The following is a 23,159-nucleotide window of genomic DNA, read 5'->3' on the forward strand; positions in this document are numbered from 1 at the left end:
GCGCGGCATCGGCCGCGACGGCCGCTTCACCGTCGGCCGGCGCGGCCGAAGCCGTTTCGGCCGACGTGCGCGGCGCCGGCAGGCAGCGGGTCGCGGGCACCGCGCTCAGGTGCCGGTGGCCGGCCGCCGCGAACGCGTCGCAGATCGTGCGGAACCACGCGCGATCGACCACGGCCAGCACGCGGCGCCCGTCGGGCAGCGCGGCCGGATCGAGCGCGATGTGGCAGCCGAGCGGATCCTGGATCAGCTGATCCTCGACGATGTTGGGCAGCGCCTGGCGCAGCTTCGGCCCCTTGAGCGGCGGCACCTTCGCGGCCAGCAGCAGCACGTCGCGCGCGGCGACGATCAACACCGTCGCATTCGCGCGCGGCAGCAGCGCGAGCGCGGCGCGGCCCGCGCGCTGCACCTGGCCGGCCTTGTCGACGAGCGTGAACGGCAGCTCGGGCCACTGCCATTCCTGCAACGGCACGGCAGGCTCGCGCGGCGGCAAAGAAACAATCAACGTGCTCACAAGAGCTCCTCTCCCGAATGGCGTCGTTATAGCTGGTCGCGGATACGCACGACCCGCGTCGAGTGCGTGGTCGGATCACGATACACGAGCGACGTGCGGTCGACCTCCGCACGTTCGTGCTGGATCCGGCCATGCACGATGAAATAGCTCGAATTGACGTCGACGAGGCTCGAGTCGAGCGTCACGTTCGGCGCGCCGGCGCCGCGCAGCGCGAGCTGCACGTCGCCGACGTTGCGGAAAAACACGGTCTCGCGGCGCGACACCAGCGCCTGCGCGGACGACACGCTCATCCCCGGCATGAGCGCCGCGATCACCTCGGCCGGCGCGGTGTTCATGTTCACGGGCGTCGTGGTCGGCAGTACGGTGACGAACGGGCGCAGCCGCGCGACCATCTCGGGCGTCACGCCGTCGACGTCGAGCAGGCTGTCGACGCTCGTCATCATCAGCGGCGCGGGCCCGCGGTCGCCGCCGGACATGCCGGGATCGTCGGTGAAGCCGCCGGTCTGCTGGTCGCTGGTCACCGGCGCAGTGGCTGGCGCCGTGCCGGCGCCGCCGGGCAGCGTCGGCATCTGGAAGCGTGTCGCCGAATGCAGCAGGCCCGCGCGCACCTGCAGCGCGACGCGTTTCGCGAACGCGCCGTCGTAGCCGAGCGTCGTCAGCAGGCGCTGGAACGCCTGCAGCTGCGTGACGTTCAACTGCAGCACGCCGGGCGCCGGCGACGACACGAGGTTGCGCAGGTTGAACTTCGCCTGCGCGTCCTCGATCGAGCCGGAGATATAGGTGTCTTCGCCGCCGTTGTCGTTGGGCGCGCCGATCCGGCCGAGGAAGTCCGACAGCTTCGTCTTCGCGATCGGCACGCCCCAGATCCCGCCGAGATACGTGATGCCGGGCGCCGTATCGCCTTCGGAGCGCAGGATCATCCGCGTCCAGTCGAGCGCGCCGCGCGCGACCCACTGCGCCTGCGCGATCACGCGCTGGTTCTCGATGCGGCGGATCTGCACCTGCTGGCGCCACAGCATCCCCGAGACGAGGATCGCCGACAGCGCGACGACGAGCAGCGCGGTGATGATCGCGGCGCCGCGCTGGCGGCCGCGTGCATGCGCGCGCGCGGCGGCGCGGTTGATGGTGAGCGGACGGTGAGAGCGCGCGCGCATCGTCATTCCCCGACGAGGAACACGCGCGTGACCGGCACGCGCAGCGACGTCGCACCGATGCTGACCTGCAGCCCCGTCACCGCGCGCGGCGGCGGCGCGTTGCCGATCTGCGGCACCTTGAGCGCATCGTTGTTCTGCGCGAGCGCGTCGTCGGCCGTCTGCAGGTTGGTGGTCCAGCCCACGCGCGGCACGTACAGCTTCGCGTCGATCGCGCCGACGCCGCCCATCAGCGCGACCCAGCTCCAGCCTTCGACGCTGCTGTCCTTCAGCACGCCTTGCAGCCGGTTCGCATCGTCGAGCGGCGGCGACGCGTAGCGCACGACGCGCCCGCCAGCGATCCGGTAGCGGACCACCTGCAGCCGCGGCGCGGCGCCCGGCACGTCGAATTCGCGAACGATCTGCAGCGTGTTGCCGGCGACGCCGATCGCCGGCTGGCCGGCCTCGTCGTCGGTCGCGGCAAGCCGCGCGTCGATGCGCATCTGGTCGAACATCTGCGCGAAGACGCGCTCGTCTTCCATCGCGGACGCCACCTTGTCGCGGCCGCGCATGACCTGGTCGAGCCCGCGCCACGCGAGGATGGCGACCACCGCGAGGATCGCGATCGCGATCATCAGCTCGATCAGCGTGAAGCCCCGGGCGGGGCGCGCGGGCGGGCGTCGCATCGGCGCGTCAGAGCGGACGGCTGGTTTCATTCGCGACCACCGTCACCATCTGCGCGAGCACGCCGGCGCGCCCGGGCATGCTCACCGAAACCCGGACGCGCCGGAACACCGGGTTCGGCGTGGCGCTCACGCTCTGCGTGCAGACGAGCTGCACATTGCCTTGCGAACAGTCGAAACTCTGGTCGCCGATCTGCGGCCACGCGTGCGTGAGCCGCAACTGCGCGAGCGCGTTGTCGGCGCTCCAGCCGGCCAGCAGCCGGCGATGGAGGTCGGATGCGTTGGTCGCCATCGTGCCGACCGCGCGGATCGACGCGGCGAGCGCGACCGCGATGATCGCGAGCGCGACCAGCACCTCGATCATCGTGAAGCCGCGCGACGAAGAAACGGGGAAGGGCAGGCGACGACGCATCGTCATTGCACCTCGTAGCGGCCGTTGCCGGTGCCGACGATCGTCGCGCTGCCGACGGCCGAATGCAGCGTCACGCGCACCGGCGTGTCGACGCTCTCGGTGCCGAACACGACGCGATTCGCGCGCGTGTCGGAGCCCGGGTAGTCGATGTCGGCGCCCGTGACGCCGCCATCCCAGTCGCGCGGGCGCAGCAGGTCGTCGCGCAGCGTGCGCCAGCCGTCGGGCGAGCTCACGTCGAAACGGAAGCCGTGCGCGGTCGGTTGCCACGCGATCGGGCGCGCGCGCACCTGTGCTTCATCGCCGGCGGTCTCGAACAGCAGCGCGATGCGCTGCGCTTCCTCGCGCAGGTCGGTGCGCGGATTGCGCGTCAGCGACAGCGACGCGAGCGACACGAGCAGCCCCGCGATCACGAGCACGACCAGCATTTCGAGCAGCGTGAAGCCGCGAGCGAGCGAGCGAGCGCGCCGCACTCCGTGCTTCATCGGCCCGCCATCGGCGCGCGCCGATACGGACGGCGCCGTGCCGCGATGCGCACGGCAATCGCGGCCGCAGCGGGAAGTCGTGCGAATGGCGAGCATGAAGAGCGGGAACGAAGCGTCGGAACGATCAGCGCCGGCTTATTGCCACGAACCGATGTCGGAGTCGTTGCTCTCGCCGCCTTCCTTGCCGTCGGCACCGTAGCTGAACACGTCGATCTCGCCATGTACGCCCGGATTCAGGTACTTGTACCCGTTACCCCACGGATCGTTCGGCAGGCGCTCGAGATAGCCGCCGTCCTTCCAGTTGTTCGGGATCGGATCGGTGGACGGCTTCTGGATCAGCGCGTTCAGGCCCTGTTCCTGGGTCGGATAACGGCCGTTGTCGAGACGGTACAGCTTGAGCGCCTGCATGATCGTGCCGATGTCCTGCTTCGCGGCGATGCGGCGTGCCTCGTCCGGGCGGCTCATGATCTTCGGCACGATCAGCGCCGCCAGGATCCCGAGGATCGCGACCACCACCATGATCTCGATCAGCGTGAAACCGCGCTGACGACGCACGGCCGCGTTGCGGCGAGTGATCCACGTTTGCATGACTGACTACCTCTTTCCAAAAAATGTCGTCGATTGAGTAACGCACCCGGCACACCCGGACGATTACCTGACGGCAACCTTCCGGACCCGCGGGCGCGGAGCACGCATTGTAAGGCGCGCATCGCCGAGGGCTTTCACCCAACGCAAATTTCATATACATCCGTACAATAGCGCGCATGAACGCGCTCTCGATCCGGATCCTTTCCCTAGCCCTCTTCGCGGGTTTGTGCGCGACGGCCACCTACTGGGTCGTCACGCTGTCGGCCCGCGAAGCGCCGCTGCCCGCCGCCGCCGCGCGGCCGCCGATCCGCACCGAGGACGCCGCGGCGCTCTTCGGCGGTCAGCTCGACAAGAATCCCGTGCAGGACATCCACCTGTTCGGCATCCTCGCGCTCCAGCGCGGCGCCGCCGCGATCATCGGCGTCGGCGGCGAACCGCCGCGCGCGGTGTCGCTCGGTGCCGAGGTCGCGCCCGGCGCGAAGCTCGCCGAAGTCCGCCCCCGCTCGATCATCGTCGACCGCAACGGCACCCGCGCCGAAATCCAGCTTCCGGCGAACACGCCGTCCCCCGCGATCTACATGCGCTGAACGGCGACGGCCTCATCGACCATCAGGGGCCGTCACTGCACCATGTTGTTCAGCTCGATGATCGGCAGCATCACGGCCAGCACGATCACGAGCACGATGCCGCCCATCGCCAGGATCAGCAGCGGCTCGAGCAGGCTCGTCAGGAACATCGTGCGGCGCTCGAGCTCGCGCGCTTCGCCTTCGGCCGCGCGATCCAGCATCGTCGTCACGTCGCCCGTCGCTTCGCCGGAACGGATCAGGTGCACGAGCACCGGCGGAAACGTCTTCACGTTGTTCAGCGCGCGCGACAGCGCGGAGCCTTCGCGCACGCGCACGATCGCGTCGTCGATGTTCGCGCGCATCGCGCGGTTCGACAGCGTCTCGCCGGCCGCCTGCAGCGCGCGCAGGATCGGCACGCCGGCCGCGGTGAGGATGCCGAGCGTGCTCGCGAAGCGCACCGTGTTGTAGCCGCGCACGAGCTTGCCCGCGAGCGGCGCGGTCAGCACCCAGCGGTCGAACGCGAGCCGCGGCCCGTCGCGCGACAGCGTCGCCTTCACGAACCACACGATCAGCGCGACCGCGATCAGGATCGCCCACCACCAGTGCCGCACGAATTCCGACAGCGCCATCATCACGACCGTGAGGATCGGCAACTGCTGTTTCGTACTCGCAAACACGTTGACGACCTGCGGCACCACGTAGCTCAGCAGGAACGTGACGATGCCGAACGCGATCAGCGTGACGATGCCCGGATACGTGAAGGCCAGCAGGATCTTCTGTTTCAGCGCGTTGCTCTGTTCGATGTAGTCGGCCAGGCGCGACAGCACGATGCCGAGCTTGCCCGTGTGCTCGCCGGCCGCGACGAGCGCGCGGTAGATTTCCGGAAAATCGCGCGGATGCTGGCCCAGCGCATTCGCGAGCGAATGGCCGCCGAGCACCTCGGCGCGGATCGCGGCCATCAGTTCGCGGATGTAGTCGCGCTCGGCCTGCTCGGTCAGCACGCCGAGCGCCTCGTCGAGCGGCAGCCCGGCGATCAGCAGGCTCGCGAGCTGGCGCGTGAGGATCGCCTGTTCGCGCTGCGACAGCTTGCGGCCGAACGCGAGCCGCTGCGTACGCGCGCCGCGCGTCGCGCTGGCGGCCGGCTCGACGACGAGCGGCGTGAGCCCCTGCGTGCGCAACTGGCTGCGCGCGGCACGCGCGCTGTCGGCATCGACGACGCCTTTCTGCGCGTGTCCCGCCGCATCGATCGCTTCGAAACGGAATGCCGGCATCGCGCTATGCGCCTCCCGTCACTCGCAGTACTTCCTCGAGCGACGTCGCGCCGGCCGCGAGCCAGCGTTCGGCGTCGTCGCGCAGCGTGCGCATCCCTTCCGCGCGGCTGGTGGCCAGAATCTCCGCGTCGGCCGCGTTGCGATGGATCAGCGAGCGGATCGTGTCGTCGACCAGCAGCAGCTCGTATACGCCGCGCCGGCCCGCGTAGCCCGAATGCCCGCACTTGTCGCAGCCGACCGGATGCCACAGCGTGCGGCCATCCTCGTGCCGCTCTTCCTTGCAGACGGGGCAGAGCTGCCGCACCAGGCGCTGCGCGAGCACGCCGAGCAACGACGATGCGAGCAGGTACGGCTCGACGCCCATGTCGGTCAGACGCGTGACGGCCGATGCCGCATCGTTCGTGTGCAGCGTCGCGAGCACGAGGTGGCCCGTCAGCGACGCCTGCACCGCGATCTGCGCGGTTTCGAGGTCGCGGATTTCGCCGATCATGATCACGTCCGGATCCTGGCGCAGGATCGAGCGCAGCGCGCGGGCAAAGGTCATCCCGATCCGCTCGTTCACCTGCGTCTGGCCGATGCCGCCGAGGTCGTATTCGATCGGGTCCTCGACGGTCATGATGTTGGTCGTCGCGGTTTCGAGCCGCGACATCGACGCATACAGCGTCGTCGTCTTGCCCGAGCCCGTCGGGCCCGTGACGAGCACGATGCCGTGCGGTCGCGCGATCAGCTTGTCGAACTGGACGAGCGTGTCGCGGCCCATCCCGAGCGCTTCGAGGTTCAGGCGCTTCGCATCCTTTTCCAGCAGACGCAGCACCGCGCGCTCGCCGTGCCCGGTCGGCAGCGTCGACACGCGCACGTCGACCGGCCGGCCGCCGACGCGCAGCGTGATGCGACCGTCCTGCGGCAGCCGTTTCTCCGCGATGTCGAGCTGCGCCATGATCTTGATCCGCGAGATCAGTGCGCCGTGCAGCGCCTTCTTCGGGCGCACGACGTCGCGCAGCGTGCCGTCGACGCGAAAACGCACGACGGACGAATTCTCGAACGGCTCGATGTGAATGTCCGATGCCTGTTCGCGCGCCGCTTGCGTGAGCAGCGCGTTGATCATCCGGATGATCGGCGCGTCGTCTTCCGATTCGAGCAGATCCTCGACCTCGGGAATGTCCTGCATCAGCCGCGACAGGTCGACTTCGCCTTCGACCTCGCCGACCACCTGCGCGGCGCTGCCGTCCTGGCGCGCGTATGCCTGGTTGATCGCCTGCGCGAGCTCGTCGGCCGGCACGCGGTGCACGGAAATCGAGCCGAAGTTGCGCGCGATCTCCGCGAGCGCGGCGTCGCTCGTGCGTTCGCTGATCCACACCTCGAGCGTGTCGTCGAGCTGGTGCGCGATCAGCACCTGGCCGCTCTTCGCGAAGCCGTACGGCAACAGGCGCGCGGCGAGCGGCGACGGCGGCTGCCGGTCGCCCGGCGCGCCGTCGTGGGCGGAAGATGCGGGCACGTCGCTCACTGCGAGGCTCCCGGGGCGGTCAGCGGCTGTTGCGGCACCGCCTGCTGCGGCACGCTCTGCGGCTGCGCGGGCGTCTGCTCCGGCAACGGTTGGGCCGGGACCGGCGCCACCTGGCGTTGCATCTGCTGGCGGCGCATCTTGTCGAGATCGAACAGGTTCCCGGCCGGCGTACCGCCCTGGCTCGGGCCGAGCGGCATCGGCGGGACGACCGGATCGTCCTTGTCGCGGATCACGTTGTTGTCCGACTTGTATGCGCCCGTCACGCCCTGGATGTAGTCATAGCGGTTGGCCGTGACTTCCTGTGCGGTACTGCGGTCGGAGATGATCACCGGGCGCAGGAACACCATCAGGTTGGTCTTCTGGCGCTGCTTCGATTCCGAACGGAACAACTGGCCGATCCACGGGATGTCGCCGAGCAGCGGTACCTTGCTGTTCGACACCTGGTAGTTGTCCTGCATCAAACCGCCGAGCACGATGATCTCGCCGTTGTCCGCCAGGATCGTCGACTGGATCGAGCGCTTCGTGAAGGTCGGGCCGGTCTGCGCGTTGGTGGTACCGCTGACGACCGCCGAATCCTCCGTGTAGAGCTGCAGCTTCAGAATCCCGCCGTCGGTAATCTGCGGCTTTACGTGCAGCGTCAGGCCGACGTCGCGACGGTCGTAGGTATTGAACGCATTGCTCGTCGTGCCGCTCGTCAGGTTCGAATACGAACCGGTCGCAATCGGCACGTTCTGGCCGACGACGATCTTCGCTTCCTCGTTGTCGAGCGTGATCAGGTTCGGCGTCGACAGCACGTTCGCGTCGCTCACGCCCGCGAAATACTGCAGCAACGCGCCGAGCCCCTGTACGCCGAACATGTTGTGCAGCCAGCCGATGTTGAGGCCTTGGCTCAACGCCCCGAGATTGGAAGCCAGCCCGCCTCCGGTGATCCCGCCGGTGGCGTTGGTCACGCCGCCCGCCGTCAGGTTGACGATGCTGTTGCCCAGGCCCAGCCCGGGGTTCAGGTTCGTGCCGCCGAGAAACTGGCCGCTCGCCACCTGCCACTGGATGCCGAGGTTGCCCTGCGTCGTCGAGTTCAGCTCGACGATCAGCGCTTCGATATAGACCTGCGCACGCCGCGCGTCGAGCTGGTCGATCACCGAGCGCAGGTTCCGGTAAACCGGATCGGACGCGGTGATGATCAGCGAGTTGGTCGCCGCATCGGCCTGGATCATCCCGCCCGGCTGGTTGTCGTCGCTCTTCTCCTTGTCGCCGCCGAGCAGGCCGCCGGAGCCGAGACCGCCGCCGCCCGACGAGCCGCCGTACCCCGACGACGAGGACGACGAGCCGCCGAGGCCGCCCGACGGCAGCGGCGGGGTGCCGGACGTGCCGGTCGAGAAGTTGCCGCTCGACGACGAGCCGCCGCTCTGGTTGAAGCTGTTCGCATCGTTGGACGACGCCGACGAGCCGCTGTCGCTGCCGCCCTTGCCGAGCATCCCGCGCAGCGTCTTCGCGAGCTTCACCGCATCGGCGTTGCGCAGCGGCACGACGTGCATGTTGCCGGGCACCGCGCTCGGCGCGTCGAGCTGCTGCACGAGGCGCTTCGCGGCCGCGAGGCGCGATGCGCTCGACGCGCGCAGCATCAGCGAGTTGGTGCGCGGGTCGGCCGTGACCGACACCTTCAGCGTTGCATCGCTGTTGCCGATCGCGCCCGGATCGAGCATTTTCTGCAATTGTGCGGCGAGGTCGATCGCGTTCGCGTTGCGCAGCGGAACGACCTGCACCTGCGCGCCCGCGGCGCTGTCGACGCCCGCGATGATCTGCGCGATGCGGCGCACGTTGTCCGCATAGTCGGTCACGACGATCGTGTTGTTCGCCGGGTAGGCCGTCACCGTGTTGTTCGGCGAGATCAGCGGCCGCAGCACGGGCAGCAGGTTGTTCGCCGATTCGTTGTGCAGCTCGAACACCTGCGTGATCACCTGGTCGCCGCGCGCCTGCGGCGCATTGCCGACATAGGTCGGCACGCCCTGCAGCTTCGCGTCGGCCTCGGGCACGACCTTCAGCACGCCGTGATCCTGCACGAGCGCGAAGCCCTGCATGCGCAGCGCCGACTGCAGCGTCTTCAGCGCCTGGTCTTCCGGCACCGGACGTTCGGCAACGAGGTTGAGCTGCCCCTTCACGCGGGGGTCGACGATGATGGTCTTGCCGGTTGCGGCGCCGATCGCCTTCGCGACCTGGTCGATATCCGCATTCACGAAGTTGAGCGTGACCTGAGCGTAGGCGGCCTGCGAGACGATGATGCCGGCGACGACGAGGGTCGTGGCAATGCGCCGCATAACGAAGCGATTTCTTGTCATGGATGAATGGGTCGATGCCGGCTCAGGCCGCTTCCGGCGGTAGTGCTGGGATCCAAGTCCGAAAAAGGCGACATTAGCAGTTTTTCATGTCCGAAATATCACATTGATCCGAAGACTGTCTCATATACGACATGTATCGGGCGAGTCGTATGTGATATGTAAGATTCGGTACCATACCGGCATGCCGGCCATCGCCCCCGTCTCGAGATGAACCGACACGGAAATGCGGTATAACCCGGCTGTCGTATTTCCGCATGTCGCAACCTGACGGACTGTCGGTATGATACGGGCGACACGTTTCTCGCCGCACGAATAACAGGCACGGGTTTTCCCGATCCTCGCGCAATTCCTTTTCGTTTTCGCCCCATGAACAGACGGTTCGCTTCGATTGCGTGGATTGCCGCCGGCGTGTGGTTCGCCAGCGCAAACGCTCGCGCGGATTGTTTCGACGAAGCCGCCAGATACCAGCAGGTCAATCCGCTGATCCTGCGCGCGATCGCGTGGCAGGAATCGCGTAACCGGCCCGGCGCGCTGAACAAGAACACGAACGGCTCGATCGACTACGGCCTGATGCAGATCAATTCGGTCCACCTGTCGACGCTGTCGCGCTACGGGATCGACCGCGGCACGCTGATGGAGCCGTGCAAGAACGTATACATCGCCGCGTGGCATCTGAAACAGAAGATGAACCGCTACGGCAACACGTGGCAGGCCGTCGGCGCCTACCATTCCGAAACGCCGTCGCTGCGCGACAAGTACGCGCGGCAGATCGCCGGCATCCTGACGCAATGGAAGCTGCTGCCGCCCGCGCCATGACGCCGCGCCGCATCGCGGCCTGACGCGGCGCCGGCCGCCCGGCGCGCGTTTGATGCACAATGCGGGCTCACGCCGCAAGTTCGCCCGTCCGCGGGCCGATCGCGCCCCGGAAGGGCGCCGCGGCCGCTTTTTCATCTTTTCCGTTGGTGTGTACCGCAATGAACCAGCCGTTGCCCGTCACCGTGCTGTCCGGCTTCCTCGGCGCCGGCAAGACCACGCTGCTCAATCACGTCCTCGCGAACCGTGCAGGCCTGAAAGTCGCCGTGATCGTCAACGATCTCGCGGCGGTCAACATCGACGCGTCGCTCGTGCGCGACGCGCAGGCGCTGTCGCGCGTCGAGGAACGCCTCATCGAAATGTCGAACGGCTGCATCTGCTGCACGCTGCGCGACGACCTGCTCGTCGAGATCCGCAATCTCGCGTCCGAAGGCCGCTTCGACGCGATCATGATCGAATCGACCGGTATCGCTGAGCCGATGCCGATCGCCGAAACCTTCACGTTCGTCGACGACGACGGCGAGTCGCTGTCGAAAATCGCGCGGCTCGACACGCTCGTCACCGTGGTCGATGCGTACAACTTCCTGCGCGACTACGGCTCCGACGACGCACTCGCGACGCGCGGCATCGCCGCATCGGAAGAAGACGATCGCACGCTCGTCGAACTGCTGATCGAGCAGATCGAATTCTGCGATGTGCTGGTGATCAACAAGGCCGACCTCGTCGGCGCGGACGAACTCGCGCGTCTGCAGCACATCCTCGCGCGGCTCAATCCGCGCGCGCACCAGGTCGTGTCGACGTTCGGCAACGTGCCGCTCGACGAAGTGCTGAACACGGGCCGCTTCGATTTCGACGAGGCCGCGAATGCGCCGGGCTGGCTCGCGTCGCTCGATCACGATCATACGCATTGCGACGACCCCGACTGCCATGACGAACATCATGCGCACGTGCACGGCGAAGCCGACGAATTCGGGATCGGCAATTTTGTTTACCGCGCGCGCCGGCCGTTCCATCCGGCACGACTCTGGGCGCTGCTGCACCAGGAGTGGCCGGGCGTACTGCGCAGCAAAGGCTTCTTCTGGCTCGCGACGCGCAACGACATCGCGGGCTCGCTGTCGCAGGCGGGCGGCGTATGCCGGCATGGCCCGGCCGGTCTCTGGTGGGCCGCGCAGGATCGCGCGGAATGGCCGGACGACGACGAGCTGCTCGCCGAAATCCGCGCCGAATGGCACGGCGATCTCGACGATCGCACGGTCGGCGATCGCCGGCAGGAGCTCGTGCTGATCGGCATCGCGCTCGATGCAGATGCATGGCGCGAGAAACTCGACGCGTGCCTGCTGACCGATGCGGAATTCGCCGTCGGCGCGGCAGGATGGAGCGCATTCGACGATCCGTTCCCGGCGTGGGATGTCGATTCGCACGACGACGACGATCACGGCGACACCCAAATCGTGCACGCGTAACGGCATGGTAACGGCTTGTAAAAACAACCGTTAAATCTTGCAAGAGCGGCGCGGACTGTGGCGAAAATGCCGCGCGCGCCCAACAAAAAACCCGCCGAAAGGCGGGTTTTTTTCTGGAACAGGCGCTGGTTTAACGCTTGTTGACGGCGTCCTTGAACGCCTTGCCAGCCGTGAACTTGACCGTCTTGGCTGCCGGGATCTTGATGGTTTCGCCGGTCTTCGGGTTGCGGCCCGTACGTGCTGCGCGCTTGCCCGAACCGAAGCTGCCGAAGCCGATCAGCTGAACCGCATCACCCTTCGACACGGCCTTCTTGATGACTTCGAGCAGCGTGTCCAGCGTTTCGCCGGTTTGAGCCTTGCTAGCGCCCGTTTGGGCGGCGACGGCGTCGATCAGTTCCTGTTTGTTCATTAAGGTTCCTTTATCAGGTTAGGTTGACACGAACAGCGCGAACGCGCCGATTATACGTGCGCGAACCGTGCCGTCGAGAGTCAGACTCCGACGACACAGCGCCGAATCCTGGCCCGCGCGACGCGCCCTCCGGCTTGCCGGCGGCCACCCCGCGGTACGGCGTTGCTATGATAGCGCAGCGCAAACCCAATAACGACAAGGGTTTCAAAGATTTTCATCAGTATTTCGCCGAACGAATCGTCGATTGCCCGTTTTTTGACCTGCGCCAACCGGACAGGATACGCAGCGCGGTCCGCCCGTGCGCCGCCCCGTTGGCTTTTTCCAACGGCCGCTCGGACGACCCCGCGCAATCCCTTGCCAGGCTTGGCTGCCACGTTTTTTGTTTCGCATGCCCGACCGACTTGTTCCCGCCACGCTCGCACTTCGCGACGACGGCACGCTCGTTTCGCCCGAGTACGGCGACCTCCATCGCCGCGCATCAGGTGCGCTTGCGCATCACCTGTGCGTCTCCGGCAACGGGCTGCCGGCGCGCTGGCAAGGCCGCCGCACGTTCACGATCGTCGCGACGGGATTCGGCGCGGGCAGCCACTTCCTCGCGACATGGGCCGCGTGGCGCGACGATCCGGCGCGCTGCGAGCGGCTGCATTTCGTCGCAGTCGAGCCGCATCCGTTCTCGCGCGACGACCTGCGCCGCGCGGTTTTGCATATCGTTGCGAACACAACCATATCGGCCGACGTCGACGCAATGGTCGACGCCTGGCCGATGCTCGTGCCGGGCCTGCACCGGCTGGAATTCGACGCAGGGCGCGTGGTGCTCACGCTCGCGTTCGGCGATGCAGTCGACATGCTGACCAGGCTCGTCGCGCGCGCCGATGCGTTCTATCTTGACGGCTTCACGTCGTCGAACGACGCGAATCTGCGCGCGACCGACGTGGTTCGTGCGCTCGCGAAAATCGCCGGCGAAGGCGCGACGTTTGCAACGCATGCGAATTCCGGCGCCGTGAAACACGCACTCGGCGAATCGGGTTTCACGTACCGTGAAGTCGACGATTCGCTCGTCGGCGAATATGCGCCGCGCTGGCGTGCGCGCCGGCACGAGCCGCCGCGCGCACTGCCCGTTGCGGCACGCCGCGCGATCGTGATCGGCGCGGGCCTGGCCGGCTGCGCGGTCGTCGAACGTCTGGCCGCGCGCGGCTGGGACGTCACGCTGATCGAGCGGCACGAACGGATCGCGAGCGAAGCGTCGGGCAATCCGGCCGGCGTATTCCATCCGCTGATGACACGCGACGACAACGTCGCAAGCCGGCTCACGCGCAGCGGCTTCCTGCACGCGATCGCACGCTGGCGCGCACTCGAACGCGCGGGCCATGCGTTCGCGCGCAGCACGCACGGGATGATCCATCTCGCCGAATCGGCCGACGACTTCGCGCGGATGCGCGATGCATTCGATGCGTTCGGCGCGCCGTCCGACTATGCGTCGCTGCTCGATACCGATGCCGCGCGCGCGCATCTGAACCTGCCGGTCGCGCATGGCGGCCTGCTGTTTCCGCATGGCGGCGCCGTCTGGCCGGCCGGGCTGTGCGCGGCGCAATGTGCAGCGGCCGGCGAACGCGTGCGCTTGCTCGCGTCTACCGGCGTCGCGCGGCTCGAGCGGCGGGGCGACACATGGCATGCGCTTGATTCGACCGGCGGCACGCTGGCCGAAGCGCCCGTCGTCGTACTTGCGAACGCGGGCGACGCCGTGCGTCTCGCGGGGCTGCAGCATGTCGTGCTGCAACCGGTGCGCGGCCAGCTCACGCTGCTGCCGCCCGGCAGCGCGGCGCCGCTGCCGTGCCCGGCGATCGGCGACGGTTACGCGGTGCCGCTCGACGACGGCACGCTGCTGATCGGCGCGACATTCGAACCCGACGACGTCGATCCGGCGATGCGCGCGGCCGGCCACGTCGAAAACCTCGACCGCGTGCGGCACCTGCTGCCGGGCTTGATCGGCGACGTTCCGGATCTCGACACGCTGCGCGGCCGCGTTGCATTCCGCTGGGTCGTCGCCGATCGTCTGCCGCTGATCGGCCCGCTCGCGGACGAAGCGCAGGCCGTCGCGAACGCACGCGCGCTGAGCGGCGCAAAGGCGCGCGACCTGCCGCGCACGCCCGGCCTCTACGGCGCATTCGGCTTTGGCTCGCGCGGCCTCGTGTGGGCCGCGCTCGGCGCCGAACTGATCGCATCGCAACTCGAAGGCGAGCCATGGCCGCTCGAGCGCGAACTCGCCGAAGCCGTCGATCCCGCACGCTTCCTGATCCGCGCACTGCGCGCACGCCGCATCGGTTCGGCCGGCTGACCGGCCGCGCGAATCGCTCACAGTTTCCCGATTTCCCCGCGCAAGGTTATCCACCCGGTGCTGTGGATAACCTTGCGAAATCCACACGCACTTCGTGTGTAATCACAGTGGACGTAAACTGGGCAACTTGGCACAGCTGTGAAACGGCCCCAAAGTTACTCATCTCAAACTTCTGTGCACGAACAGCCTGTGCAACGGGTTATGGTTTCGCCAACACGTTGATCCGTCAGCGTAAACCGAAGTTATCCACAGAACTGTGGATCCTTTGTTAACTTCTACTACGTATATATACAGGTAAACCTTTGAAACCAAAGGCCTGTGGTGCCGCACAGCGCCGCGAGTCGTATTCAATGGGTTCCAGACCGAAAAAGCTGTGGCACAATCGGTTTCCTTCGCGTTCGTCCGGCCAGGCGCCGGACAAGCTTCAATGGAACGGTCGGCACGATTTCGAATCTGAATCTTCGAGACTGCGCAGTCCGTTCACACACCAGGCCGACAATCCAGATCGGCAACCTGTGCGACTTTCCGCCGGATGGCGGAACAGGCGGACCCCATGTCCCGCCGTCGTCGACCACAACAATCACATTCGGGGCGATACCCAGCCGGCGCGCATCCATTTCTGACGCTTGACCCCGCGTCGCTGGCGGTCGCTTCCAAAGGAGAAGTCACCACGATGAAGTCGGCGTTCTCATTTCTGCCCAACTGGCCGCTCGCGCCGGATGCCGTGTTCTGGGCCGGGCTCGCGCTGTTCGCGGCCGGCCTGTGTGGCGAACTGTGCTATCGCGCATGGCGCCTGCCGCGCATCACCGGTTATGCGGTAATCGGTCTCGTCGCCGGTTCGTTCGGATTCGGCGTGATCGACGCAAGCACCGACGAAACGTCGCGGCTGCTGATCGACGTCGCGCTCGGCCTGCTGCTGTTCGAGCTCGGCAGCCGCCTCGACCTGCGCTGGATCCGGCGCAATCCGTGGCTCGTCGCATCGAGTCTCGCGGAAGCCACGCTGACGTTCGTGCTCGTGCTGTTCGTGATGCTTGCGCTCGGCGTGTCGGGAATGGTTGCGCTCGTGCTGTCGGCGATCGCGATCGCGACGTCGCCGTCGATGGTGATCCAGCTCAAGACCGAACTGCGCGCGGAAGGGCAGGTGTCGCAGCGCCTCATCACGCTCACGGCGCTCAACAGCGTGTACGCGATCGTGCTGACCAAGCTCGTCACGAGCTGGCTGCACCAGGAAGCGTACGGCAACGTGTTCGCGACGATCCTGCAGCCGCTCTACCTGATCGCCGGTTCGTTCTTCGTCGCGTATCTCGTCGCGCGTTCGTGCAATTTCCTGTTCCGCCACATGACGTCGACGATGCGCGACGAGCATTCGTTCGTCGCGCTGTTCGGGCTCGTGATGCTGGCGATCGCAGTGGCACAGGCGCTGAAGCTGTCGACGCTGCTCACGCTGCTGCTCGCGGGCATCATCGTGAAGAACCTCGAAGCGCGTCCGCAGCTGTGGCCCGAGCATTTCGGCACGGCCGGCTGGCTGCTGACGGTGGTCCTGTTCGTGCTGACGCTCACGTCGTTCACGTGGGGCGACATCGCGCTCGGCGGGCTGCTCGCGATCGTGCTGATCGTCACGCGGCTCGTCGCGAAGCTGGCCGGCGTCGTCGCGTTCGCGAAGCCGAGCGGCATCGGGATGAAGCAGGGCGTCGCGCTCGGCATCGCGCTGACGCCGATGTCCGCGCTGTCGTACCTGCTCGTCGACGATACCTACCAGCTCTATCCGAATTTCGACCCGCACCTGCGCGCGATCGTGATGTGCACGATCGTGATCCTGCAGCTCGTCAGCCCGTTCGTCGTCTACCGCTGCCTGTCGGCGGTCGGCGAACGCAGCGACAGCAACTGATTCCGGAACCTGCCATGGCACTCGAAACCTTCGTCAATTCCGAACCGTTCACGTTCGGCGTCGAACTGGAGATCCAGGTCGTCAACACGCACAACTACGACCTGACCAAGGCTGCATCCGACCTGATGCGCCTGATCCAGGGCGAGACCTTTCCGGGCAACATCACGCCGGAAATCACCGAGAGCATGATCGAGCTGTCGACCGGCATCTGCCATTCGCACGAGCAGGCGGTCAGCGAGCTGCATGCGATCCGCGACGTGCTCGTGAAGGCGGCCGACCAGCTCAACGTCGGGCTCGCCGGCGGCGGCACGCACGCGTTCCAGCAATGGAGCGACCGGCAGATCTACGATGCGCCGCGCTTCCAGTACATCTCCGAGCTGTACGGCTATCTGGCCAAACAGTTCACCGTGTTCGGCCAGCACGTGCATATCGGCTGTCCCGATCCCGACAGCGCGCTGTTCCTGCTGCACTCGATGTCGCGCTTCATTCCTCACTTCATCGCGCTGTCCGCGTCGTCGCCGTTCGTGCAGAACGTCGACACCGGCTTCCATTCGGCACGCCTGAATTCGGTGTTCGCGTTCCCGCTGTCGGGCCGCGCGCCGTTCGTGCTGACCTGGGACAGCTTCGAGGAGTACTTCATGAAGATGGTGAACACGGGCGTCGTCAACTCGATGAAGGACTTCTACTGGGACATCCGCCCGAAGCCCGGCTACGGGACGATCGAGGTGCGGGTGATGGATACGCCGCTGTCGGTCGACCGCGCGGCGGCGATCGCCTGCTACATCCAGACGCTCGCGCGCTACCTGCTGACCGACCGGCCGCTGAAGCTGTCGGAGGACGATTACCTCGTCTATACGTTCAACCGTTTCGAAGCGTGCCGTTTCGGGCTCGAGGGCACCTGCGTGAATCCTCAGACGGGTGAACGCCGCACGATCGCGGAAGACATCCTCGACACGCTCGACCGGATCGCGCCGCATGCGGCCGCGCTCGGTTCGCGCGCGGCGCTCGACGAGATCGGCGCGCTTGCCAAGGCGCGCGTGAACGACGCATCGTGGTTGAGAACCGTTTTCAAACAGGAAAAATCGCTGAACGAAACGGTCCGGCAGCAGTGCTTACGCTGGCGTGAATGAAAAAATGTTTTGCAGATTACAGGCTCGACCGCGTCGCGATTCGCTGAACGACGGCCGGCCCGGTTTCAGGCCGAAATCGTTGCCAGTCGCCCTGAAAATCTGTGGATAACCCGACATTCCTCTGCAAAGTCAACGATCTGCGGGCGGGATAACCCGGTGGATCATTGCCATTCACCCGATGGCCGATCCGAACAGGAAAATGCCGGCGCAGCCCGTTCAGCGGGTGCGCGGCATTGCAGGCACAACGAAAAAATTCAGTTATCCAGTGATTTTCCACAGAATGCAGGGGATAACTTAGCTGTGCGATTTTCCGCTCTCGCTTAGAATGTCGGCTTTGCGGACACCGGAACGACGCGTGTCTCACCGGTCGCCGCGAATGCGACCGCCGCGTGTGCCTCGCGACGGCCGTGCTGACGCACTCGCAAGAGCGCGTCTGTTTTGAGATGGACATTCGATCTCCACACTACGGCCGCTCGGCATTCCGGGCGGCGGCAAAGCGAAAAGACTATGAGCGAAGGCGTTTACGGGAACCAGGCTTCGGGACGTGTCACCCACAGCCTGCTGCGGTTGAGTACGGCCATGCGAAGCCAGGCATGGGATTGGGCGGAAGGCGCGGGCCTGACGCCGACGCAGGGCGAAATTCTCGTGCTGCTGCTGCAGCGCAAGGGCCCGATGCGGCTCGGCGAGATCGCGCGCGAGACGCAGCTCACCGCGGCGACCACGAGCGATGCGGTCAGCACGCTCGAGACGAAGGGGCTTGTCGAGAAGCGTCGTGCGCTGGACGACGGCCGCGCACTGGCCGTGCGCCTGTCGGCCCGTGGCCGCACGGCCGCGAAGAAGGCGCTGCAATGGCCTGAATTCCTGACGAAAGCGGTCGGCAAGCTCGGCGCGGACGAGCAGGGCGCACTGTATCGCGCGCTGCTGAAGACGCTGCGCGAGCTGCAGGTGGCCGGCGCGACGCCGCCGCAGCGCATGTGCTTGACGTGCGCCCACTTCCAGCCGGGCAAGCTGTCGAAGAAGACCGTGCATTACTGCGCGGCGCTCGACATCTCGATGTCCGACAGCGACCTGCGTCTCGACTGCTCGGTGCAGGAAGAAGCCGACGCGGCGACGCAGAAGAAGACCTGGAAGATTTTCGCAGGCTGACGTCCGTCGATCGACCGGGAGGCCGATGATGAACGCTGAAGTCGTGGCGATCCGCCATGTGCATTTCGAGGATCTCGGGAGCTTCGAGCAGGTGCTCGGCGAACGGGGCCGGCGGGTGCGCTATGTAGACGTCGGGTCGTCGCGGTTCGAGGTGCTCGACGTGCTCCAGCCGTCGCTGTTCGTCGTGCTCGGCGGGCCGCTCAGCGTGTACGACGATGCGCAGTATCCGACGATCGCACCGCTCGCGGCGCTCGTGCGCCAGCGCATCGACGCGGGGCTGCCGATCCTCGGCATCTGCCTCGGCGCGCAGTTCATCGCCCGTGCGCTCGGCGCGCGCGTTTATCCGGCTGCGCAGCACGAACTCGGCTGGGCGCCGCTGACGCTCACCGATGCCGGTCGCGCGTCGCCGCTGCGCCATCTCGATGGCGCGGCGACTTCGATGCTGCACTGGCACGGCGATACGTTCGACCTGCCGGGCGGCGCGATCCATCTCGCGTTGACGCCGGCCTGCCGCCACCAGGCATTCGCATGGGGGCAGCACGTGCTGGCGCTGCAGTGCCATCCGGAAATCCGCGCCGACCGCTTCGAACCGTGGCTGATCGGGAACGCCGGCGAAATCGCGGCGACGCCGGGCATCGACGCCCGTCAGTTGCGTGCCGATACAGCGCAGCACGGCCCCGCGCTCGAGACGGCCGCGCGGCGCATGTTCGCGGAGTGGCTCGACAGCATCGGGCTCTGACGCCGCGGGCGGCGCCGTTCGCCGCGAATCCTTGGCCCGGCCCGCATCCGTTGCAGGCCGGCGCATCGCTGCTTGCAACGCATGTCCCGCCGCGCCGGCAACCTGCTGCCGGCCGTACCTGACCATCCGCTTACTGCCGATCGCGCCATCTGCACGCTTCAAGCCTGCGTGCTACGCTCGTCCGCTCTTTCCCTTTCCAGGCGAGTGGCCTCCATGACTGCGCTGTTTTCCCCATTCACGCTGCGCGGCGTGACCCTTCCGAACCGGATCGTGATCTCCCCGATGTGCCAGTATTCGGCCGAACGCGGCGAAGCGACCGACTGGCACATGATTCACCTCGGCCATCTCGTGCTATCGGGCGCGGGCCTGCTCTGCATCGAGGCGACTGCGGTGGAGCCCGACGGGCGCATCACGCACGGCGATCTCGGCCTTTGGGACGATGTGACCGAAGCCGCACTGAAGCCCGTGCTGGCCGCGATCCGCAAGCATTCGCCGGTCCGCATCGCGATGCAGTTGTCGCATGCGGGGCGCAAGGCATCAAGCGACGTGCCCTGGCAGGGCGGTCAGCTCGTGTCCGTCGCCGACGGCGGCTGGCTGCCGCACGGGCCGTCGGCCGTACCGCACAAGGAAGGCGAGACGCCGCCGCTCGCGCTCGACGCCGCGGGCCTGAACCGGATCCGCGATGCGTTCGCGGCTGCCGCGAAGCGTGCCGCGCGGCTCGGCATCGACGCGATCGAAGTGCATGCGGCGCACGGCTACCTGCTGCACCAGTTCCTGTCGCCGCTCGCGAACCGGCGCACCGACGAATACGGCGGCTCGCGCGAAAACCGGATGCGTTTTCCGCTCGAGATCTTCGAGATCGTGCGTGCGGCGTTTCCGGAAGACCGGCCGGTCGGCGTACGCGTGTCCGCGACCGACTGGGTCGAAGGCGGCTGGGAGCTCGACGACACGATCGCGTTTGCGCACGAACTGGAGCGCCGCGGCTGCGACTGGATCGACGTGTCGTCCGGCGGGGTGTCGCCGCTGCAGAAGATTCCGCTGTCGCCCGGCTACCAGGTGCCGTTCGCGCAGGCCGTGAAGCGCGCGGTCGGGATGCCGACGGTGGCGGTCGGCCTGATCAACGAGCCCGCGCATGCAAACCGGCTCATCGAGGCCGGCGATGCCGATTTCGTCGCGATGGCGCGCGCGATGCTGTACGACCCGCGCTGGCCGTGGCACGCGGCGGCCGAGCTCGACGCGCAGGTGACGGCGCCGCCGCAGTACTGGCGCTCGCAGCCGCGCGAGCACAAGGCATTGTTCGGCGACATTGCGTTCGGCCAGCGTTGAAGCGTCAAGCGCGCAATATTGCGCGCGATGTTGAACGAAGCAATATCGAACGTGTAGGATGCGGATGATTCGCCGCATGCCCCGACGCGGCACCGACCGGTGCCGCGTTTTCGTTTGGCGCGCGCCGGGCCGCGATCGCGGCCGTCTTCCATTCATTCGTCTTCACAAGGATTCGTTCGATGAGTTCACGCAGGATCGCGGTGCGCCGCTCGGGTGTACACGGCAAGGGCGTGTTTGCGGTGGCGCCGATCATGGCCGGCGAACGCGTAGTGGAATACAAGGGCGAGCGAATTTCGTGGAAGGAAGCGCTGCGTCGCCATCCGCACGATCCGAGCGAGCCGAACCATACGTTCTACTTCGCACTGGACGAAGGCGGCGTGATCGACGGCAAGATCGACGGCAACAGCGCGCGCTGGATCAACCATTCGTGCGCGCCGAACTGCGAAGCGGAGGAGGTCAAGGGCCGCGTGTATATCCACGCGCTGCGCGACATCGGGCCGGAAGAGGAGCTGTTCTACGACTACGGCCTCGTGATCGACGCGAAGCTGACGAAGAAGCTCAAGCGCGAATACGCATGCCATTGCGGCGCGGCGTCGTGCCGCGGCACGCTGCTCGCGACGTCGGACGACGGCGAGAAGAAGAAAAAGAAGAAGGACAAGAAGGACGGCAAGTCCGAGTCCGGCGCGAAGGACAAGAAAAACAAGAAGTGAAGCCGGCGGCGGCGCATCGTGCGCAGCCGATTCAGCAGACGGCTGTCGCGTTGCGCGGCAGTCCTTCCCGTTTCCTTATCCGTCGGGCGGCCCGGCAACGGTCGCCCGATGCGAATCGCCCGGGGAATCGCTCAATGCGCCGACGCGGTGGCCGGCGTTTCGCTGGCCGGTTTCTCCGTGCGCTGGGCGAGCGGCACCCGCACCACGAAGCGCGAACCGCCTTCCGACGCATCCTCGTACGACACGGTGCCGCCATGCATCGCGATGATGTCGTGCACGATCGCGAGGCCGAGCCCGGCCCCCGTCTCGACGCCGTTGCCGCTTTGCGCGTCGCCGCGGAAGAAGCGCTTGAACAGGTCGGCCTGCTGGTTAGCGGGTACGCCCGGGCCGTTGTCCTCGACGACGATCTCGGCGGCCGGCTGGCCGTCTTCGAGCGCACTGCGCGCGACGTTCACCGTGATCCGCGCGCCGTCCGGCCGCGCGAGCGGCACGTATTTCAGCGCATTGTCGAGCAGGTTCGCGATCACCTCGCGCAGCAGCACGGGGTTGCCGCGCACCATCAGCTTCTCGTCGTCGCCGGGGTCGTCGCTGCGCTGGAAGCCGAGGTCGACATGCGACGCGAGCGCACGCGGCACCCACTCGGCACCCGTTTCGAACGCCATTGCCGCGAGGTCGACGTCGACGAACCGCGCGGCCTGTTCGCCCGGCTCCGCACGCGCGAGCGACAGCAACTGGTTCGACAGCCGCACCGCGCGGTCGGCGGCCGCGCGCAGTTCGCGCACCGCGGCGAAGGTCTGGTGCGGGTCGCGTGCGACGGCCGCCTGCTCCGCATGCAGCTTCACGGCCGTGAGCGGCGTGCGCAACTGGTGCGCGGCATCGGCGATGAACTTGCGCTGCGCGTCGAGCGCGGTCTTCAGGCGGCCGAGCAGCGCATTCATCGCGCTCGTCAGCGGCCGGATCTCCAGCGGTACCTCGGTTTCGTCGACCGGTTCCAGCGACGTGTGCGTCTGCCGGTTCAGCGAATCGGCGAGATGCGTGAGCGGGCCGAGCTGCTGGTTCACGACGCGCCACACGATGCCCCAGCCCGCGAGCAGCAGCAGCAGCAACGGCATCATGATCGCGACGAGGAATTCGGCCGCGATCCGGTAGCGATGCCGCACCGGCTGAGCGACCTCGACGACCATCGGCTTGCCGCCTTCGACATCGTCGACGCGCACCTGCGCGACGCGCACCGCACGGTTGTCGTACTCGGCCTCGAACACGTACGCGTGATGCATGCGGCGCACGTTGATGCCTCGCAGCGGCAGCTTCGGATCGCCGGCGAGTTCCTGTTCGCCGTCGCTGATCCGGTAGATCAGCGCTTCGGCCGGATCGGAGAACATCGCCTGCGCGAGCGGCGGCACCGTGAACGGCGCATCGGGGCCGGCGATCTGGATCTGTTTCGAGATGGCGGTCGCGAGATCGGCGAGCGAGCGGTCGATCACGTGCTGCGTGTATTGCCACGCGAGCCAGTAGGCAATCAGGCCGCTCATCAGCGCGAGCATCGACAGCGGTGCGGCGAGGCGCCGGAGCAGCGAGCGGCGCAGGCTGGTGGTCACAGCCGGATCAGGAGACATTTCGACGGGCAAATGGATAAGCGCCGCTCACGAGGAGCGGCGCGGTCGTGCGCCGGGCGGCGACGCGGAGCAGCGCGCATACGCCGGCGGCACACGGCCGG

At 67.0% G+C, this 23,159-nt stretch carries 21 protein-coding genes; 10 read left to right on the plus strand and 11 right to left on the minus strand.

Going from position 1 to position 23,159, the window contains the following annotated elements:
* The 6 genes from gspL to gspG form a co-directional block, all read right to left on the minus strand.
* Window positions 1–511: type II secretion system protein GspL (gene gspL, locus ACPUER_RS20625; protein ID WP_425131991.1), on the minus strand; the 511-nt coding region annotated here is incomplete at its 3' end.
* A 26-nt stretch (window positions 512–537) separates the two neighbouring features.
* On the minus strand, window positions 538–1,665 hold the full coding sequence (gene gspK, locus ACPUER_RS20630; RefSeq protein ID WP_175962656.1) for a type II secretion system minor pseudopilin GspK: 1,128 nt from the start codon (window positions 1,663–1,665) through the stop codon (window positions 538–540).
* A gap of 2 nt (window positions 1,666–1,667) precedes the next feature.
* Window positions 1,668–2,357: a PulJ/GspJ family protein gene (locus ACPUER_RS20635; RefSeq protein WP_175962657.1), complete on the minus strand. Its 690-nt coding sequence runs from the start codon at window positions 2,355–2,357 to the stop codon at window positions 1,668–1,670.
* A complete protein-coding gene (gene gspI / locus ACPUER_RS20640; RefSeq protein WP_034183977.1) occupies window positions 2,335–2,736 on the minus strand; it encodes a type II secretion system minor pseudopilin GspI in 402 nt (133 codons plus the stop codon). Before gspI ends, ACPUER_RS20635 begins: the two co-directional genes overlap by 23 nt.
* A 2-nt stretch (window positions 2,737–2,738) precedes the next feature.
* Window positions 2,739–3,314: a GspH/FimT family pseudopilin gene (locus ACPUER_RS20645; RefSeq protein WP_425131992.1), complete on the minus strand. Its 576-nt coding sequence runs from the start codon at window positions 3,312–3,314 to the stop codon at window positions 2,739–2,741.
* Between the two features lie 39 nt (window positions 3,315–3,353).
* Window positions 3,354–3,806 (minus strand): type II secretion system major pseudopilin GspG, encoded by a 453-nt coding sequence (gspG, locus tag ACPUER_RS20650; protein ID WP_006751354.1) that lies wholly within the window; start codon window positions 3,804–3,806, stop codon window positions 3,354–3,356.
* 176 nt (window positions 3,807–3,982) lie between these two features.
* Between gspG and ACPUER_RS20655 the strand changes: the two genes are divergently transcribed.
* Window positions 3,983–4,393, plus strand: coding sequence for a type II secretion system protein N (locus tag ACPUER_RS20655; RefSeq protein ID WP_425131993.1), 411 nt, complete (start codon window positions 3,983–3,985; stop codon window positions 4,391–4,393).
* 32 nt (window positions 4,394–4,425) lie between these two features.
* Here the strand turns inward: ACPUER_RS20655 and gspF are convergent, their stop codons facing one another.
* From gspF to gspD, 3 genes are read right to left on the minus strand one after another with little or no spacing between them, the layout of a single operon-like run.
* A complete protein-coding gene (gene gspF, locus ACPUER_RS20660; protein ID WP_425131994.1) occupies window positions 4,426–5,643 on the minus strand; it encodes a type II secretion system inner membrane protein GspF in 1,218 nt (405 codons plus the stop codon).
* A gap of 4 nt (window positions 5,644–5,647) precedes the next feature.
* Window positions 5,648–7,147 carry a type II secretion system ATPase GspE gene (gene gspE / locus ACPUER_RS20665; RefSeq protein WP_310139191.1) on the minus strand — a complete coding sequence of 500 codons (1,500 nt, stop codon included), beginning with the start codon at window positions 7,145–7,147 and terminating at the stop codon, window positions 5,648–5,650.
* Entirely contained in the window at window positions 7,144–9,483 is a 2,340-nt protein-coding gene (gene gspD / locus ACPUER_RS20670; RefSeq protein ID WP_175962661.1) for a type II secretion system secretin GspD, read from the minus strand. The genes gspE and gspD overlap by 4 nt, the downstream gene beginning before the upstream one ends.
* A gap of 366 nt (window positions 9,484–9,849) precedes the next feature.
* On the opposite strand from gspD, the gene ACPUER_RS20675 reads away from it, so the two are divergent.
* Window positions 9,850–10,299, plus strand: a complete 450-nt coding sequence (locus tag ACPUER_RS20675; protein ID WP_072442622.1) for a lytic transglycosylase domain-containing protein — start codon at window positions 9,850–9,852, stop codon at window positions 10,297–10,299.
* Window positions 10,300–10,445: 146 nt separating this feature from the next.
* Complete coding sequence (locus tag ACPUER_RS20680) at window positions 10,446–11,759, plus strand: GTP-binding protein (protein WP_425132007.1); 1,314 nt, start codon at window positions 10,446–10,448, stop codon at window positions 11,757–11,759.
* Between the two features lie 130 nt (window positions 11,760–11,889).
* Here the strand turns inward: ACPUER_RS20680 and ACPUER_RS20685 are convergent, their stop codons facing one another.
* Window positions 11,890–12,168 (minus strand): HU family DNA-binding protein, encoded by a 279-nt coding sequence (locus ACPUER_RS20685; RefSeq protein ID WP_006401505.1) that lies wholly within the window; start codon window positions 12,166–12,168, stop codon window positions 11,890–11,892.
* 388 nt (window positions 12,169–12,556) lie between these two features.
* On the opposite strand from ACPUER_RS20685, the gene mnmC reads away from it, so the two are divergent.
* From mnmC to ACPUER_RS20720, 7 genes are all read left to right on the plus strand, one after another.
* Window positions 12,557–14,503 (plus strand): bifunctional tRNA (5-methylaminomethyl-2-thiouridine)(34)-methyltransferase MnmD/FAD-dependent 5-carboxymethylaminomethyl-2-thiouridine(34) oxidoreductase MnmC, encoded by a 1,947-nt coding sequence (gene mnmC / locus ACPUER_RS20690; protein WP_425131995.1) that lies wholly within the window; start codon window positions 12,557–12,559, stop codon window positions 14,501–14,503.
* Between the two features lie 673 nt (window positions 14,504–15,176).
* Complete coding sequence (locus tag ACPUER_RS20695; protein ID WP_175962664.1) at window positions 15,177–16,391, plus strand: cation:proton antiporter; 1,215 nt, start codon at window positions 15,177–15,179, stop codon at window positions 16,389–16,391.
* Between the two features lie 14 nt (window positions 16,392–16,405).
* On the plus strand, window positions 16,406–17,521 hold the full coding sequence (locus ACPUER_RS20700) for a YbdK family carboxylate-amine ligase (RefSeq protein ID WP_034183814.1): 1,116 nt from the start codon (window positions 16,406–16,408) through the stop codon (window positions 17,519–17,521).
* Window positions 17,522–18,028: 507 nt separating this feature from the next.
* Entirely contained in the window at window positions 18,029–18,667 is a 639-nt protein-coding gene (locus ACPUER_RS20705) for a MarR family winged helix-turn-helix transcriptional regulator (protein ID WP_175962665.1), read from the plus strand.
* A gap of 28 nt (window positions 18,668–18,695) precedes the next feature.
* Window positions 18,696–19,406, plus strand: coding sequence for a glutamine amidotransferase (locus tag ACPUER_RS20710; RefSeq protein ID WP_175962666.1), 711 nt, complete (start codon window positions 18,696–18,698; stop codon window positions 19,404–19,406).
* Between the two features lie 213 nt (window positions 19,407–19,619).
* Window positions 19,620–20,732 carry an NADH:flavin oxidoreductase/NADH oxidase gene (locus tag ACPUER_RS20715; protein ID WP_425131996.1) on the plus strand — a complete coding sequence of 371 codons (1,113 nt, stop codon included), beginning with the start codon at window positions 19,620–19,622 and terminating at the stop codon, window positions 20,730–20,732.
* Between the two features lie 179 nt (window positions 20,733–20,911).
* Window positions 20,912–21,442 (plus strand): SET domain-containing protein, encoded by a 531-nt coding sequence (locus ACPUER_RS20720; protein ID WP_175962668.1) that lies wholly within the window; start codon window positions 20,912–20,914, stop codon window positions 21,440–21,442.
* A 131-nt stretch (window positions 21,443–21,573) separates the two neighbouring features.
* On the opposite strand, the gene ACPUER_RS20725 is transcribed toward ACPUER_RS20720, so the two are convergent.
* On the minus strand, window positions 21,574–23,058 hold the full coding sequence (locus ACPUER_RS20725) for a sensor histidine kinase (protein ID WP_425131997.1): 1,485 nt from the start codon (window positions 23,056–23,058) through the stop codon (window positions 21,574–21,576).
* Window positions 23,059–23,159 lie beyond the last annotated feature (101 nt).

Source organism: Burkholderia sp. DN3021 (assembly GCF_049805555.1).
Classification (GTDB): Bacteria; Pseudomonadota; Gammaproteobacteria; order Burkholderiales; family Burkholderiaceae; genus Burkholderia; species Burkholderia pyrrocinia_C.